Here is a 20,845-nt window from a genome sequence, read left to right as displayed (position 1 = left end):
TATTTTTTTACTAATTAAATAAATTCACATATAAAATAATAAGAAAATAATTTTTTGGTACACAGTATATGTCAAGGAATATGACTAGTAGTGAAGCACTTTTTTTTTTACTGTGGTGAGTAAAGAAAATTGACAAGAAGAAATGTATCATAAAATAGTAGAAATATACACCAATTTCTACGACTATTATTTTATTTTTTTTATGTCATGAAGTAAAAAGAATATTGTCTCTGATATAAGTAAACCCCAAATTATACTAATTTTAAAATGTTCATATATTAAAAGAACAATAAACAATTAATCAAAAATTTTATCCTAATATTACATTAATTTATTCAATAAAATAAGATTAATACAATAATAACATAATATATAAAACTATTATAAATTATCATATTAAAAATACTCTAAAATCCACTAATCTTTTTTAAAAATACATTATATACCTAATAATTTTATCAAATATTCTTTTACAGTATACGAAATGGGAATTTATTAACATAAACGTATTAAAAAATATATGATAATTTAAAAATTATAAATATTTTGAATAATATACTATATTTATTAATCAATATCTAATTTGATTAATATTTTCATTACAAAAAAAATAAAGTATCATATAACATACTATGATACATAATAAAAAAAAGCAATGTTAAAAAAAATTTTTTTATTCTAGGTGTACCACTAGACAATAAATAATTATTTTCTTAATGTTACCAAAGGAGAATAAAAAATATGACATTTAACAAAAAACATTGTCTAATATTTCTTATAATAACTGTCATACTAACAATAAGTATGACAGCAGTGTCAGCAACAAACAATCAAGACACAAACAATACACAAGAAATAAATGACAACAAATTATCCACACCCAACAATTATGATGTGGATAAAATACAAAATAGTGTAGACAAGTCAAACACTGAAGCAAACGTACAAAAAACAGAAAACAATCAAAACAACATACTTTCTGAAAATAAGAAAATAATAAAAAATAGTCAAACAAACAAAAAAACAGAAAGTACACCAGAAAACGTTAACAATTATTCACAATTACATAATCTACTCACAACAAGTACTGCTGAAGACTTAACAGTAAATTTACTTGGAACAGATACATATACTATCACAGAACGTATAATTGTAAGTAAATCAATAAAAAACTTAACCATAAACGGTAACAGCATAACCATTGATGGAAAGGAGCAATACGGATTTCTAACCATAAATAAAGGACTGAATTTAACAATTAATGAACTTATAGTTAAAAACTGTTATGATGATTGGAACGATGGTGCAGTTATTCATGATAGTGAAAGTTCTAACATAACTATACTAAATTCTTTCTTTGAAAATAATTATATGGATAATGATTGTAAGGGAGGAGTATTATATCAAAATTCTGAAAATTTTGCTATAATAACAATTAATAACACTACTTTCAAATCCAATTTTGCTTATGGTGATGGTGGTGTAATTTATATAAACAATCCTACTAATTTAACTATAAGTAATTCCATTTTTGAAGGAAATAAGGCTAATGATGAATATCTTTCACAAGGTGGAGCAATATACCAATCCAATTCTGGAAAGTCCACTCCATTTTTTTTAACTATTGAAAATACTAATTTCACTTCCAATTTTGCTTTCTATATGGGAGGTTCAATATTTTCAAATGCAAACAATGTTATAATTAATGATTCTTCATTCTATGATAATTCTGTAACTGATTTAGAGGAGTCTTATGGTGGAGCACTTTATGTGAATGTAGTGGAATTAAATAACTGTAATTTCACAGAAAACAGAGCATCCGGAGCTGGAGGAGCAATCATTTATGATTTTAATCTAACAGCTAATGATTGTAATTTTACTAATAACACTGCTTCAAGTGGTGGAGCAATAGCAAGTCCATTTTATCGTTACTTTTTCTATAAAGATGCTGATGGGAATGCTATATATGATGATTCTTTATTAATCGGATATACTAACATAAATAATAGTAAATTCGTTAACAATAAAGCAGAAAAAGGTGCAGTGTTATGTCATTCCACACCTCTTTATATTGGTGACGAAGATGAGGGGTATAGGGTAGATAAAGAAAATAATATGGTATACTACACAGATGATAATAAAAACATAATATCCACCCCTCTTGATACTCCTACAGGAAATAATATTACAATCACAAATTCAGAATTCACAGATAATGAAGCACAAACACTTGGAGGAGTAATTTATCTGGATAATAGGTTAAAAACTGAAATATCCGGTAATAATTTTACCAATAACAAAGCTGAAAAAGCAGGTGTTATATCTAGTGAGAATGGTGAAGTCATAATAAAAGAATCTAACTTCACAAGTAACTATGCAACAAGTAATTCAACAATTATCTCAATAAAGGATACTTTAGTAACAGTTGAAGATAACCTTTTTGATAGTAACTGGGTTGGCAGTTCAGAGGGATGGGTTTTCACATTAACTGAAGATACAAAGATAAATAACAACCTCTTTGTAAACAACACAGACAATAAAAGGGACATGTTATTTAACATATTAGCTGGTGAAGTGAAAGGAAACATTTACATAGACAATTACCTTAATGACACAATAACTGCAGAAGATGCACTTATAGATGCTGACTACCATGAAGATATAATCCTGGATTTAAGAGACGTCTATAATGACACCATAAGAAACGGCACATTAAAAGTATACATTAATGAAAACACAACTGAATACCTAACAGCCAACGTAACAGATGGTAAGGCAAGTATAGAAATCAAGATGGATGACCTGCCAGAAAAGGTAAATAATATAACATTAAAGTACATTACTTTAAGTAAACATTACCAGAACATCACAAAAACATTCAAGTTAACCAAGAACATGATGAATAGTCATATCACAGTATCAGCCAATGAATCAGTAAAAATAGGAGAAAATGTAACAATAAACGGTACATTAACAAAAGACAATCAAGAACAAACACCAATACAAGCAGCAACAATAAAACTATACATAAACAACATATTCATAGAAGAAACAAGCACAGGCTCTGACGGAAAATATGGGTTCAATTATCCAACAACCAGCATAGGCACACATAATGTAACAGTAAACTATACTGGTGAAGGCATAATCCAGGCATCATCCAACAAAACAACATTCAATGTACAAAAAATTAAAACCAACATAACATTAACAGCAACAAGCCCAGTACAAGCAGGAAACAAAACACAAATCACAGGAAAACTAGTGGACGAAGACAATCAACCAATAAATGGCACAACTGTAATCATATACGTTGACGGTGAAAAAGTTGCAAATGCAACAACAGACAAGGATGGAATATACAACTACAATTATTCCACAGGCATTGTGGGTACACACAATGTAACAGTCACATATGCCGGCAACAACAAATACAACAGCAGCAATGCCACAACAAACTTCCAAACAATAAAAATAAAGGCAGATATTGATTTAACATTACCGGAAGATGCAACAGTGAAATCACTTGTTAACATAACTGGAAAAGTAACGGATACTGATGGTAATGTGTTATCAAACCTACCAGTAAATGTAACAGTCAATAATAAGACAGTTCCAACAACTACTGATTCCAGAGGAAATTATATTGTAACTGGTGTAAACGTGGTATTGGGAGAAAACAATGTTACAGTAACAGCGGGTAACAGTACTGTTGAAGCACAACCAGTTAATGGCACATTCACAGCAAGAAAAGTCAAGACAACAATAACAATCAACCCATTACAGGACACAATAATCGGAGACAACGTAACAATCACAGGAAAACTAGTGGATGAAGACAATCAACCAATAAATAATGCAACAATAATAATCAAAGTTGACAATGTAAATGTTGCAAATGTAACTACAGGAAATGATGGAGTATACAATCTCAATTATTCCACACGTATCCTAGGTACACACAATGTAACAAGTACTTACAATGGTAACAATACATATAATGGCAGCAATACATCAACAAGCTTTGAATCAATAATAATCAATGCAAATATTGGTTTAACTTTACCGGAAGATGCAACAGTGAAATCACTTGTTAACATAACTGGAAAAGTAACGGATACTGATGGTAATGTGTTATCAAACCTACCAGTAAATGTAACAGTCAATAATAAGACAGTTCCAACAACTACTGATTCCAGTGGAAATTATATTGTAACTGGTGTAAGTGTGGTCTTGGGAGAAAATAATGTTACAGTAACAGCGGGTAACAGTACCGTTATAGCACAACCGGTTAATGGCACATTCACCGTAAGAAAAGTCAAGACAACAATAACAATCGACCCATTACAGGATACAATAATTGGGGATAACATAACAATCACTGGAAAACTAGTGGATGAACAAAACAATCCAATTGTTAATACAAATACAACAATAACCATAGATGATTTGACAATACTTGTCATAACAGATGAAAACGGAAATATTGTAAGCACAATCCAGGCAAACACTCTTGGACAAAAAACAATAACCATAGAATATGCTGGAAACAATGTATACAGTAATTCTAAGAATAATACTAAGGTAAATGTAATAAAAGACAATGCTACACTAACAGTAAACAAGCCAACAAATGCAGTACCAGACAAGCCAGTAACAATAACAGGAAAATTATATGATAAAAACGGTAAACCGGTAGCAAACATCCCAGTAAACGTAACAATAAACGACAAAACCCTACACACAGTAACAGATGCTAATGGAAACTATGAAGTCATAGCAGACAACATAGTAAGCGGAGTCAATAATGTTACAGTAACATCAGATAACTACAAATACAACACAAAATCTGCACAGGAAAAATTCAATGCAGAAAAAATGGAATCACATATAACAGTAAACAAGATATCTGATCAGAAAATGGATGAAAAAACCATAACCATAACAGGTAAACTCGTAGACGAACAACAAAATCCTATAAACAATGCACCTGTCACAGTAAAAGTAAACAACAATACTTACACTGTAACAACAGACAAATCTGGAAACTACAAATACGTAAATCCAGAAACAATAGTAGGACGTAATAATGTAACTGTAAAATATGATGGCGATGACTATAAGTCCTCAACAGCAAGCACAACATTTACAATTAAAAAGGTTAAAACCATTGTAACAGTTGAATCCATAAAAGCAGTTGTGGGTGAAGACATAACATTCACTGCACATGTAACTGATGAATTTGGAAACAAAGTTACTGGTGGAAACCTGGTATTTAAGGTAAATGGAAGAACATTACGTGTGGACGGACATTTCAATACCAATAATACCAGTCCACTAAAATTAAGTGTAGAGGATGGAATAGTTACAATCACATTAAAGGCTGAACTCTACCTTCGTGACGGAAAAAATATCACAGCAAGTTATAGTGGAAGCAGTAAATATGAAGAAGCAAAAGCAAACACTGCAGAAATGAGTGTGACAAAAAGGTATGCTCAAGTAACAGTGAATGTAACACCAAAAATGGCTAAACAAAATAGTGACATTGTATTCACGGCTACACTAAGAGATGTAACTAAGAATGCTACTAATAAGACATGCTTAACAATTGGTGGAGATGTTATCTTCAAAATTAATGGTGTAACTATTAAAGAAAATGGTAAAGTCAAACGTATCAATGCTACAAGCACTGTAATCAACTATGCATATCACGTACCATCTGGTATGGGCGGCTATGATGCAAACGGTCAGAGAAATTATACTGTTGAAGCAGTATATAATAACAGTATGTACTATCCTGGTGCAAGAGGTTCAAACATATTTAATGTACAAAGAAGCATAGTTAACATTAACTTCTTAAAAACAACATTAAAAGGTAATGTTTTAAGTGTTAAGGCAACATTTACAGATTATGAGAACAAGTATCTTGTTGGACAAAATAAGGTCTGTGTAAAGATTAATGGAGTAACCTATAAGGAAAATGGTAAGGCTAAGTACTTTACCGTGTCTGATGGTAAAGTTGATCTTACAGGCATTAAAGTAGCAAGTGGTACTAAGGTTAAATCTGTCATGCTCGTAACTGGAGCTCGTGAGGGTTATCTTGGTGCACGTGAAACAACAACAAGTATTTCCTAAACACCATTATATATAATTAGAAGTGGGGGTGATTATTTTTATTTCTCCCATTTTTCTTCAATTTTTCAATTATTTTTAAATAGCTTTTTTTTATATATTACTAAAATATAATATCCTTTATTAGTAATATTTCATATTTTTTCATAAAAATTAAAAGATGTACAACATTCTATTCAAAATAAGGTAGCTTTTTATAATTTGTTCAATTAATCAAGGATTAATATTATCTTATTTAATGCATTTAACCTTTTAAAACTTTATATATAATCTAATATATAATAAATAATGTTAATTATTAATTTAACTTATTAATATTTAACATAATTTGACATAACCAAAAATTATTGTACAAAAAAGTAATACAATAATTATTCAAATAGTATAGAACAAATCAACAATAAAATTCACTTTATATAATAAAATAAATAATAATCATAATAAACAAGTATACAATGAATACAAAATATATATCAAAATATAGATAAATCAAAAAAACAATATTACTCCTAAATAACAGGAATACAACACATTGAATAAAAAAAAAGTATTACCATTCAATGAAAAACACAAAAAAACCAAATGATAAAAACAAGTTATTAAATTTATCCAACAATACAAGAACAAAAAAAAGGTTCTATACCCCAAAACAGGTGATAATTACATAAAATTATTATCTAAAAAACAAAAACAATCCTCCAAAAGGAAGGATTAACAAATGTTTTTAAAATAGGAGAAAAAGGCTTAAAAGAAATGATTAATATGATAAATAAAAAAACAACAACATGTTTATTTATAATATTAATTCTAATGATGTTAGGAGTGTCTGTTGTTTCAGCAGAAGATGTAAATAACCAAACAACATCAACTGAACCATCAAATACTGTTACTCAACACGAAATTAATAAAATAAACACTCAAAAAGAAGTAACAACAAGTAATGATGAAATAAGAAATACCAACAAAACAAACAAAAACATCAAAAAAACAACAAAAACAACACCAAACACAATCTCACACGAGAAAACTGTGGAAACCAACAAAATAATAGAAAATAGTGAACAAACAAAATTAGAAACAAACACACTCACGAACAAAACAAATACAACTAAAAAAATAAACAAAATAGCAAGTCAAACACAAAACACAAAAAGCGAAGCACCCACAGTACCAAGTGGATGGACCGTAGTTAATGTTAGTAGTGCTAGTGATTTCACACGTTTTAATACAAATACATATGTCAATATTACTCGCGATATCCAACTAACCGGTAATGGTAACTTACTAAATGGTAATGCTAGAAATTGGATTATTAATGGAAATGGGCATAATATTACTTATACTGGAACACAAACATTAACATTTATTCAAGGTGATGCTACTTCTCAGTTAACATTACATAATATTACTTTTAATAATTTTAGAAATAATGTAATTACTGGAACTAATTCAAAGATTAATGTTACTTATTGTAATTTTATCAATGGTAATAAATCCGCCATAATGTTACAAGGACCAGGATATGTAAAAATATCTGATTCTTCATTTATTAACAATAATAACCCTGGTTCAAGTGACGATGGTGCTACTGCTGGTGGTGGTGCTATTCAGACAAGAGTCACTACAGTAAATGGTGGTTATTTATTAATTGATGATTGTGATTTTATTAATAATAGTGGTGGTCGTGGAGGAGCAATATTCGGTAATGACCCTATGACAATAAATATCACAAGCAGTTATTTTGAAGGAAACCATGCATATAATAAAAATAATACAACCAGTACTGCAAGAAATCCTGCTGTCGATGAAAGAGGTGGTGGTGGAGCTTTATACTTTGAAGATGGTCCTAAATTAAATATTATAGATTGTGATTTTAATCATAATTATATTACCATACCTAATGGAACCACCTATGAAAATAATGTTGTATTAACTTTTACGGGGTCACAAGCTCCTTCTAATGCTTATGGTTATAATAACAAAGTAAATGGAGTTTATGTAACTTGTTTAAATGATACTTATGGTCTTACTGCAAAACCAGTAAATGAAACCGATCAAGGTATATACTTTAATGTAAACCAGTATCCTATTAAAGTGAGTGATATAGATTTTAATACAACTATTAATAATACACAAGATATAGTAATATCAGCTATTGAAACTGGTTTTAGTACTGCAATGGAAAATATTACTTTGCATATAACAATAACTCATCCAAACGGTACCTCCGAATCATTTGATTTAGAAACTGATGATGATGGTAATGCAGTCATTAAGGATTATATTTCAGATGTTGCAGGTGATTTAATTATTAATGTACGTACTGATGATATTTATGGTGACGTGTTACGTAATAGAAGTGGTGTAGTTGGAATAGAACAAGAGAAAATTTATGGTGGTACTACCTCTGTTTTAACTCATGAGTTTTTCCGTCTTAACACAACTACTAGTGTTGGTGGTACTGCTTTGTCTGGTAAGGCATATACTAGTAAGAATTTCAGTATAGGCGTGGTTGATGCTAATGGTAACCCTGTTACTAGTGGTAGTGTGGATTTAGTTGATGCTGATGGTGTTAACCAGACCAGTCCTGTCGTGGATGGTGTGGCCCTTTTCACTTATAACTTTACTCATAAGGGAAGTTATGATTTAACATTCAATTATACTGGTACTGAACTGATTTATAATGAGTCATCTGTTACTGTTCATGTGGACATATCACCAGTGGATTCTACTTTAAGCGTTGATGTTCCGGAGGATATTAGTGTTCTTGAACCATTAACTGTTAATGTTAGTCTAGTTAACGAGGATGGTGAGGGAATACCAGGCCAACCAGTAAAAATATACGTTAACGGAGAAGAACTTACAGGCCCATTCACAACTAATGCATCCGGTGAATTACAGTTACCATTAACTCCAAAGAATAATAGTGACATTACAATCAGAGTAGTATACCCTGGTTCAGATGATATAAATCCAAAAGAATTCAATAAAACAATTCCTGGTACTAGTATTAAACTAGTTGACACTGTCATAGGAGTAAACCTAACTGGTAATGCAGCATTAGGTGAAGAATATAAAATCAGGGTTAACCTCACAGGTAATGATGAATTAATTGATCCATCTAACATAACTGTCAGACTAGGTCTTAACAGTGTTGATGCATCAATGCTCAACTATGATACGGAAAATAAACTATTAACAATCACACTTGTCCCTGACGAAGTAAAACCATACAACTTCAGGCTAAGTTACCCGGGACTAACCGGTGTATACAATCCTGCCGAAACAGTAGATTTCACTGTGACTGTGAACAAGATACCGGTAACCGTACACGTGGATTATGCTGAGGATGACCCAGAAAGTGTTATCCTGATAGTCCGATTCACTGATGAAAATAATAATACTGTTAATGAGGGAACATTCCGTCTTAACATGAATAACAGTGAAGATGAAAGACAAACATATGACACCCAAAACCTAGACGATCCAAACTATAAATGGCCTATAACAGTGGACGAAAACGGAACATATTATATCGACGTTGGAGCAAGGTTCTACCGTGAAGACGGCCTACCATATGCCTATGTAACATATAATGAAAATGACAAGTACAAAGGAGGTACTGGACGTAAAGGTGAAATGGCAGTCAAATATGATATAACAATTGACCTGGACACCTATGAGGACAAAAAACTAACCACGAAGAAAGATACATTCTACATTGACGATGAAGTTTACATATACCTTGACCTAATTAACATGTTTGGTTTCAAACAAAACGGTGATGTAAACATAACAATATACAATGACAAATACCCAAGCCAGGCATTCAAGTACACTAGTCATGCAACACATACAGAAGGATTTAATTTCACATACCATAACCATACAAGCGGGGAATACACTATACTGGTAGAATATCCGGGTAGTGGTGCATACAATCCTTCATTTGCATCCATTAAGTTCACTCTTAAAAAACTGGAATCAACCAGTATTGTTGAAGTTAAGAACAAAACCGCAGGTAACATTACCTTAGGAGTTAAAGTAACTGGTATAGAAGATGAACCAATCAGGAAGGGTAAACTTACCGTGGAAGTTGATGGTGTTCCAAGAGTAGTTAACTTCAAACTTTCAAACGAGGAAGATGAAATAATAATAAACCTTAACGAAATTGGACTAGGAATCAGAAGCACCGATACGGTTAACATAACAGTAACCTATCAGGGAGACGATATACACGCTAGTAGTGTAGCATATGACAAGGAAAGCATAGAATCTGGTAACCCACAACCACTCTCAACAATAACACCAGATAAGGGTACATCCGTTATAAGTGTAACAGTTGAACCAGAAAATGTGACCATAGGCTCACAACTAAATGTTCATGGTACATTAACCGATGTAGACGGCACACCAATCACTGGTGGAAACGTTAACATCACAATACGTGACAAAGAAGGTAACATAGTATTCACAGAAAACAAAACTACAAATGCCCGTGGATACTACAGCCTAGAAGAAGACATAGTCTCTGAAAACTATCCTAGCGGTGAATACACGGTAGAAGTATCATTCAGTGATGATGATCATGAAACAAAGACCGTGACTGAAACTTTTAACATCAGCAAGGTAACCTCAAATATTGAAGTCATACCAGTCAACAACACAGTGGGTAACCTTACATTCAAGGTAGTTCTAAAGGATAATCAGGGAAGACCAATAACTGAGGGTACAGTTAACATAACAGACACTAATGGCAACAGAATAAAAACAGTAAACGTACCAGAAGGAAGTGATGGAGAAGTACTGGTAACAGTTGATTCAATAACCAGCAACGAACCGGTAAGTCTCATAGTAAACTATAATGGTACAAGTAAGTACACAGATGCACAAGATACTGACGCACTAAAAGACTTACAACTAACAACCAGAGACATAACAATTAATGCCAATGTTCAGAACAGTATCTATGGAAACACAACAGTACTAGTAAACGTTACAGATGAAACCACAGGAGAAGCAATACCTGGACTAGAATTTAACATCACAAACAGTACAGGTGACGTTATAGCCAGAGGCACTACTGGTAATGATGGAACAGTACAGGTTAAACTAGATGTTCCAGTAGGTGAAGACCAAACATACAAAGTAGTATTCCCAGCAGGAAACACGACATACTCACCAAAAGAACAGGAATTCACAGTAAATGTAAAACAACGTGAAACAAGCCTAGTAGCAGAACTTGTTAACACAACAGCAGGTAATGTGACAGTACAGGTAAACGTTACAGATAAGGTGAACAATTCCGGAGTAACAAGTGGTAGAATTATCATAACAGATAATGGAAATGTTGTAGCAGACTACTCATATGAGGATGTAGCCACTGGCAGTGTACTGGTTAAAACAAATATCACAGACTCTGATGGTGAACATAACCTGGAAGTAAAATTCACAGGAAACACTAACTACGCTGATGAAACATTCACAAGCTCTAGTCTATCCGGCCTTAGCGTAGACAAACGTAACGCAACAATAGATGTTAACGTGGAAAATGCTACGGTAGGCAATACCACTGTAAAAGTAACCATTACTGATATGGATGGTACAAGTACGGTTGCAAATGCAACAGTAAACGTGTACAGTGATATTGAACAGACAGTCCTAGTCGGTACGGGTGTAACTGATGAAAACGGTAACGTACTTATTAATTTAACAGTACCAGTAGGTACAGAGAACATTTACGTAAACTTCACAGGAAACAATGTATACAATTCAAGCACAACAAGTAAAGCAGTAGAAATTATTGAACGTAACTCTACAATAACAGCTACGCTAACCAATAATACTGCTGGTAATACCACGGTAAAAGTGGAAGTATATGATCCTGTAACTGGTGAACCAGTAACCAGTGGATACGTGAACGTCACATATAATGGTGTGACTGTTGGAAGACAACCTGTCGGACTGGATGGAACAGTGACAATAACCACAAACATAAGCACAATCTCTGATGACATAGCACTAGTCGTGAACTATGAGGGCAGCGATGAATATGCAAATACTAGTTACACAATAGAAAATGTTAATGTAGTAGGCAGAAATGCCACTATAATGGCAGAAGTAACTAACAGTACACTTAACAATGTAACAGTAAGTGTGGACATAGTTGACCCAGTGACTGGTGAATCATTAGGCATAGACAAGGTAAACGTAACCATAGGAGAAGAAACAGTGGAACTGAAAATAGTGGATGGTAAAGTAACATTACCACTAGACTATAGTAGTACACCACAGACAGTTACAATATCCTATGATGGTAACGATACTTTCAACAGGACAGAAAAAACAGTAACCATCACAACAATGCCAAGAGAAGCTACTATCAATGCAACAGTATCTAACAAGACTGCTGGTAACATCACGGTAAAAGTTAATCTTACCGATGCAGCAACTGGTGAAAGACTAGAGCATGGTACTGTAAACATAACCAATAATGGTAGGGTAGTGGCAACAGTAAACCTTGACGAGGACACACTCGTATATGATGAGAACGGATTATTAATACTGGGAACTAACCTAACTGATGCTTTAACATACAGGTTAAGCGTTGAATATGATGGAAGCCCAGAATATGAGGAAAACTCCTTCCAATTAGACAAATTCGATGCAACATACAAGGAATCCAATCTTAATGTAAGTATTCCTAATGCAACCACTGGTAATACAACATTACATGTGAACCTAACAGATCCTGTAACAGGAACGGGACTAAACGGCACAGTAATAGTAACAATTGATGATGGCAAAAAACAGGAATACAATGTAAAAGATGGAAAACTTGAAGAAGCATTAGACTTACCAGTAGGAGCACATGACATCACAATATCATATCCTGGAAGCAACACCTACAACGAAACAACAAAAAATATTCACGTAGATGTACTGCCAAGAGAAATAAATGTGAAAGCAGAAATCACTAACAATACACAGGGCAACATCACCCTGGAAATTAACGTGACCGATGCAACAACAGGTACTGGAGTAAACGGTACAGTAAATGTTACACTCCCTAACGGTACAAATGTAACAGTACCAGTAGTGGATGGTAAAGCAAGTGTTGTGCTTGACATACCAATAAGTGACACAGGTAAACCAGTAACGGTAACATACCCAGCCGATGATGTGAACGAGGAAAAACAAATAGTCACAGACCCTATCACTATCACACAACGTAACAGTACAGTAGAAGCAACAGTAACCAATAACATAGCAAACCATACCACTATAACTGTAAGAGTAGCTGATCCAGTAACAGGAAAACCAGTAACCAGTGGTACCCTAGTAGTCACCGATGACGGTGAAGAAGTAGCACGCATAGACTATAATGACCCAACCGGCGTGGTAGAAGTTCCAACAAACATTACAACTAGTGGTAAACACAACCTCACAGTAATATTTGAAGGCAACGAAAACTACACAAGTAGTGAATACACTGATGACACATTATCCAACCTCAATATTATTAACCGTAAAGCTAACATAACCGTAACACCAAACAATAACACCTTTGGTAACACAACCATAGACGTAACAGTAACTGATAACGCAACTGGTCAAGCATTACCAGAGGGAGGAATAGTTGAAGTATACGATGAAGAAGGTAAACTTGTAGGAAACGGTACAATAGATAGTGAGGGTAAAGTCACAGTAAAAATTGACGTACCTGTAGACACCGAGAAAGTCATAGTCAAATACCTTGGAAACGATACAAGCACAGACCCTGCAACAGTAGAATTTACTGATTTAAGTGTAGAACCTCGTACAAGCCATCTTGAAGCCATAGTATCTAACACCACAGCAGGTAACGTAACTGTAAAAGTAAACCTTACAGATGCAACCACTGGTGAAAGATTAAAAGTTGGAACAGTTAACATCACCAGCAAGGGCGAAGTAGTAGGAACAGTAGACCTCTCAAATGCTGTGGATGAGGACGGATTAGTAGTTATCACTACTAACATTACAGATGTTGGTAACTATGCACTCGTAGTTAACTACTCAGGTAATGATAATTATACTGGAGAAACCTTTAACATAGAATCATTCGATTCAACACCTAAAGAATCCACATTAACAGCAGAATTACATAACACTACTAAGGGTAACACAACACTTGACGTGTCATTTGTTGACCCAGTGACTGGTGAAGGCTTAAACGGTACAGTACATGTGATAGTGGACGGTCAGCAACCAGGACGAGAAGTTAAAATAGTAGATGGTGTACCAGAAGAAGAAGTACTGCTAGACTTACCAGTTGGACAAAATACTGTAAAAGTAGTCTTTGATGGTGATAAAACATATAACGCTACAGAAGACGAGTTCACAGTAAATGTATTGCCAAGAGAAATAAATGTGAAAGCAGAAATCACTAACAATACACAGGGTAACATCACCCTGGAAGTGAACGTGACAGATGCAGCAACAGGTACTGGAGTAAACGGTACAGTAAACGTAACACTCCCTAACGGTACAAACGTACCAGTTCCGGTAGTAGATGGTAAAGCAAGCGTAGTGCTTGACATACCAATAAGTGACACAGGCAAACCTGTAACCGTAACCTACCCAGATGATGGAGTAAACAAAGCTACAAGCATCACCACAGAACCAATAAGTATAACACAACGTAACAGTACAGTAGAAGCAACAGTTACAAACCCAGTAGCCAACAAGACTGAAGTAACAGTAAAAGTAGTTGACCCTGTAACTGGAGAACCAATCACAAACGGTGACGTTGTAGTAACAATTGGTGAAGAAGAAGTGGGCAGATTACCAGTAGGACAGGACGGAACAGTAGTAGTGCCACTCAACATTACAGACAAAGGCACATACAATTTCAACGTAACCTTTACCGGTAACGAAAACTACACAGAATTTACACAGGAAATCAAAGGCATAGAAATACTGGGTAGTGAATCAGAGTTCAATGTAAGTGTAACTAATGCTACACAGGGTAACGTGACAATTAAGGTAGACCTCGTTGACCCAGTAACAGGTGAAAAATTACCTGTAGATGCAGTTAATGTAACTGTTGGCACAGAAACCGTGGAAGTCAGGGTAAACCCTGATGGTACAATCAACGTGCCACTCGATGTTGGACCAAACGATATCACAATATCATATCCTGGTAACAACACATACAACGGAACCAGTAAAACAGTACATGTTGATGTGGATACTCGTGCAATGAATGTCGTTGCAAATGTAACCAATATGACTGCTGGTAACATCACAGTAAGAGTCAATGTAACAGATGCTGTAACGGGTAAACCTGTGACTAGTGGAAAAGTTAACATTACACTTGGCGGTGAAGTTGTTGGAGAAGCAGACATCCAGGAGGATGGAACAGCTACCGTATACACTAACATTACCAGGACAGGTAAGTACACACTAGTAGCAAATGTAGGTGGAAACACTAACTATACTGACACTTACACTAATATTGATGCATTTGACAGCACACCAAAAGAGTCCAATATCACAGCAGAAGTACCGGTCAATGTTAAAGGTAACACTACTGTTAATGTAACATTTGTTGATCCTGTAACTGGTGAAAAACTTAACGGTACAGTATACGTTTCAGTAAATGGAAGCAAACCTCTTCCTGTAACTGTTGTTGATGGTGTTGGTGGAATACCAGTTGACCTGCCGGTAGGTAACAGTACCATAAGTGTAACATTTGATGGTGACGAAACCTATAATGAAACAGGCATGGAATTCAATGTAACAGTCGAACCAAGAAGTATTAAGATGGATTATACTATTACTAATCATACTCAGGGTAATGTTACAATTGAAGTGACCGTGAATGATACAGAAACTGGAGAAGGCATAAACGGAACAGCAATCGTATTCGTTGATGGTACTCCGGTGGAAGTAGAAATCATTGATGGTGTAGGTACCGTAGTGCTTGACATACCAGTAACTGGTGGAATAGTAAGCGTATCATACCCAGCTGATGACACATACATGAAAATTCCAGCAACAACACCAGAAAACGTTGAAGTTACACAGCGTAACAGTAGTGTAACAGCACGTCCTGGAAACACAAGTGCAAACAGTACCAGTGTAATCGTAACACTAACTGATCCAGTAACCGGAGAACCAATAACCAGTGGTACAATAGTAGTCACAGATAATGGCGTGGAAGTAGCACGCATAGACTTTGAAGATACTACAGGTGTGGTGGAAGTTCCTACCAATATTACAACTAGTGGTAAACATAACCTAACAGTAATATTTGAAGGTAATGAAAACTACACGAAGAGTGAATACACTGATGACACATTATCCAACCTGGATATTAGTAATCGTAAGGCTAACATAACCGTAACACCAAACAATAACACATTTGGTAACACCACCATCGACGTAACAGTAGTTGATAACGCTACAGGTCAAGCATTACCTGCTGGTGGAATAGTAGAAGTATACGATGAAGAAGGTAAACTTGTAGGAAACGGCACAATAGGAGATGACGGAAAAGTCACAGTAAAAATAGACGTACCTGTAGACACAGATAAGGTAACAGTCAAATACCTTGGAAACACTACAAGCTACGACCCTGCAACAGTAGAATATGATAACATAAAACTAGAACCACGTACAAGTAACGTACAAGCAATAGTAACCAACAAGACAAATGGAAACATAACAGTCAAAGTGAACGTAACCGATGCAATCACTGGAAAACCTGTAAGTAGTGGAACAGTTAACATAACACTAAACGGAGAAGTAGTGGGAACAGCAAATATCCCTGATGACCTACAAGATGATGGAACAGTAATAATCCACACCAACCTTAACGAGACAGGCAACTACAAACTAGTAGCCAAGTACAGTGGAGACGAAAACTACACATCTGAAACATTCACAACAGAATCATTTACCAGCATACCAAAAGAATCACAGGTAACAGCAGAAATACCTAACAAGACCAAAGGAAACACGACAATAGAAATAAAACTAGAAGACCCAGTAACAGGTGAAGGCTTAAATGGTACAGTATACGTCACACTACCAAACGGTACCAGCCTACCAGTAACAGTAACTGATGGTAATGGTGAATTACTGCTTGACCTACCAGTAGGAGACAATACCATAACAGTCAAGTATCCATCAGACAACAAGTATGATGAAAACACAACCATGATACAGGTAACAGTCGAGCCACGCCAAATCAATGTAGAAACAGAAATCACCAACAATACACAGGGCAACATAACACTAGAAGTAACTGTGACCGATGATGAAACTGGTGTTGGAGTAAACGGTACGGTAAACGTTACACTACCAAACGGTACAAACGTACCAGTACAGGTAGTAGATGGTAAAGCAAGCGTAGTGCTTGACATACCAATAAGTGACACAGGCAAACCTGTAACCGTAACCTACCCAGATGATGGAGTAAACGAACCTACAAGCATCACCACAGAACCAATAAGTATAACACAACGTAACAGTACAGTAGAAGCAACAGTAACAAACCCGGTAGCCAACAAAACAGAAATAACAGTAAAAGTATTTGATCCAGTAACAGGAGAACCAATCACAACTGGAGAAGTAATAGTAACAAACGGTGACGAGGAAATAGGCAGATTACCAGTAGGACCAGACGGAACAGTAACAATACCAGTAAACGTACCAAGCAAGGGCAACTATGACTTCAACGTAACATACACAGGAAACGAAAACTACACAGGATTTACCAATGAAATAAAAGATGTGAACATATCAGGTAGTGAAACACAATTCAACGCAACCTTAACCAATAATACACAGGGCAACGTAACAATAAAATTAGACCTCATAGACCCAGTAACAGGAGAAAAATTACCAATAACTAGTGTGAACGTAACATTACCAGATGGAACAACAACAGAAATACCAGTAAGCCCAGAAGGTACAATCAAGGTACCACTAGGTGTTGGAGAAAACAATATACTAGTCTCATACCCTGGAGACGACACATACAATGCAACCAGCATACCAATAAAAGTTAACGTAGAACCACGTGAAGCAACAATAGACGTGAACATAACAAACACAACAGCAGGAAACACCACAGTCAAAGCCAAAGTAACAGACCCAGTAACCGGAAAACCAGTCACAAGCGGAGAAGTATCAGTAACATCCAACGGAGTAGAAGTAGGAAGACTACCAGTAGGACCGGACGGAACAGTAACCATACCAACAAGCATAGCCTCAACCGGAACATACCCACTAGTAGTAACATATCATGGTAACGAAAACTATGGTAACGTAACCAAACAAACAAATCCAATAACAGTAACACCAAAACAATCAAAAATAACAGCAGAACTAGCAAACAAGACAAAAGGAAACACCACAGTAAGTATTAATCTTGTTGACCCAGTAACCGGAGAAGGATTAAATGGTACAGTAACAGTAACACTACCAAACGGTACCAACATACCAGTAAAAGTAACAAACGGAAAAGCTAACATACCAGTAGATCTCCCAGTAGGAGACAACACACTAAAAGTCACATACCAAGGAAACAACACCTATGACAGCGTACACTACGAAATACCAGTAAAAGTAGAAAAACGAGAAACAAGCATAACAAGCAGAGTAGTTAATGCTACTGCTGGAAGCGTAACACTCAACACAAACATAAAAGACAAAACAACAGGAAAACCAGTCACCAGTGGAAGAATAGTAGCAAAAGCAAACAACAAAGTAATAGGAACAGCAACACCAGACTCAAACGGTAATGCAATAATCACAACAGACATAACCAAATCCGGAGATTACAACATCATACTAGAATACGAAGCATCTTCTGACTATGAAAACAGCAACACATCAACAGGAAATATAAACATAAAACCAAGAGAATCCAAAGTAACACTAGCAGTAACGAACAACACACTAGGAGACACAAAAGTCAACATAACAATGACAGACCCAGCAACAAACAAACCAGTAAATGGAGAAGTAATAGTAACATTACCAAACGGCAAAAACATAACTGCCAAAGTAGAAAATGGTAACCTAGTAATGCCGGTAGACCTCCCAGTAGGAGACAGTACAATAAAAGTCACATACCCTGGAAATGATACCTATGATGACGTAGTAGTAACAATACCAGTAAAAGTCAACAAACGCCAAACAAGTGCAACAGCCAAAGAATTAACAAACACTGCAGGAAACGTAGCAGTAGAAGTACAAGTCACAGACGACAAAACAGGACAACCAGTAAACAACGGAGAAGTAACAATCACAGTAGACGGAAAACAAGTAGGAAAAGCACCAGTAAGAAATGGTGTCGCAAAAGTAAACACCAACATATCACGAACAGGAAACTACAAGCTAAACATCAAATACGATGGAAGCCCAGAATATGACAGCACAGAGACAAGCATAACAGAAAAAGTCAAACCAAGACAAGTACAAGTAGATGTTAAAGTAGTAAACAACACAGTAGAAGACACCAAACTAGAAGTAACAGTAACCGACACACTAACAGGAAAAGCAGTGCCAAACGAAACAGTAACAGTAACCCTACCAAACGGAACCATAATAAAAGTAACAACCGACAAGAACGGAAAAGCAACCATAAAAACAGAAACAAAACAAGGAAACAACTCAATAAACGTAAAAATAGAAGGAAACGATGTATACAACACATCAACAACCACCATAAACACCACAGTAGAAAAGGTTAAAGTCAAAGTAGTAGTCGACAGCGTAGTAGGAATAATAGGTGAACGCATAATCCTAACAGCACACGTAACAGACATATACGGCAAAGCAGTAAATGGTGGAAACCTAGTATTCAAACTAAACGGACGCTCACTACAAACAGACGGACGCTTCGACACAACCACCAACAAAGCAATGAAACTCAAAGTAGTAAACGGACTAGTAATATATACAATGACAGCCGATCTATACCTAAGAGCAGGTAAAAACATCACAGCAAGCTACAGTGGAAGCTACAAGTACGAATCAGGCAAAGCAAATGTAGCCGAAGCAAACATCAAGAAACGAACAGCAAAAGTAACAGTAAACACAAACCCAAAACAAGTAAAACAAGACAAAAACATAACATTCACAGCAACAATAAAAGACATAACAGGCACCAGTAAAACCATGATAAACGAAGACGCATACGTAATCTTCAAAATAAACGGCAAAACAATAAAAAACAACAAAGGAGAAAACATAAAAGTCAAAGTAGTAAACGGTAAAGCCAAGTACACCTACCACGTCCCACTTGGAACAAGCGGAATGGTAGACGGACACAAACGAGAATACATGGTAACAGCAGTCTACGCAAACGATAAATACTACCCAGATGCAAGAGACACAGTAGCATACAATGTCGAAAGAAGCAAAACCACAATAAACATAACAACAGCAACAGTCAAAAACGGCAAACTCTCAATAAAAGCAAACATATACGACCAATACGGTAAAAACGTTATCGGAAAAAGCAGTGTATCCATAAAAGTAAATGGTAAAACATTTAAAATAAATGGAAAAACATTCACACAAGTAAATAATGGAAAAATCAGCATAAACAATCTCGACCTCAAAGGAAACAAAGTAAAATTACTGACAATCATAACCGGTGAAAGACAATCATACCTTGAATCACAGGTCACAACCCGAAACGTAAAAACATAATTAG

Annotated in this window: 2 protein-coding genes; both read left to right on the top strand. The window is 35.1% G+C overall.

Going from position 1 to position 20,845, the window contains the following annotated elements:
- The first annotated feature begins 741 nt into the window (after nt 1-741).
- A complete protein-coding gene (locus tag PXD04_RS17655; protein WP_323736131.1) occupies nt 742-6,135 on the top strand; it encodes an Ig-like domain repeat protein in 5,394 nt (1,797 codons plus the stop codon).
- A gap of 759 nt (nt 6,136-6,894) precedes the next feature.
- The gene (locus tag PXD04_RS17650) at nt 6,895-20,841 is read left to right on the top strand and encodes a SpaA isopeptide-forming pilin-related protein (RefSeq protein WP_323736130.1); all 13,947 of its coding nucleotides are present in this window, start codon (nt 6,895-6,897) and stop codon (nt 20,839-20,841) included.
- The last annotated feature ends 4 nt before the right edge of the window (nt 20,842-20,845 follow it).

The organism is Methanosphaera sp. ISO3-F5 (genome assembly GCF_034480035.2).
Taxonomy (GTDB): Archaea; Methanobacteriota; Methanobacteria; order Methanobacteriales; family Methanobacteriaceae; genus Methanosphaera.
Note: the sequence above shows the minus strand (reverse complement) of the source record. Positions and strands in the feature narration are given on the sequence as shown.

Coding starts and splice junctions, on each gene's coding strand:
- PXD04_RS17650 (WP_323736130.1), top strand. CDS start 6,895: ATGATAAATAAAAAAACAACAACATGTTTATTTATAATATTAATTCTA.
- PXD04_RS17655 (WP_323736131.1), top strand. CDS start 742: ATGACATTTAACAAAAAACATTGTCTAATATTTCTTATAATAACTGTC.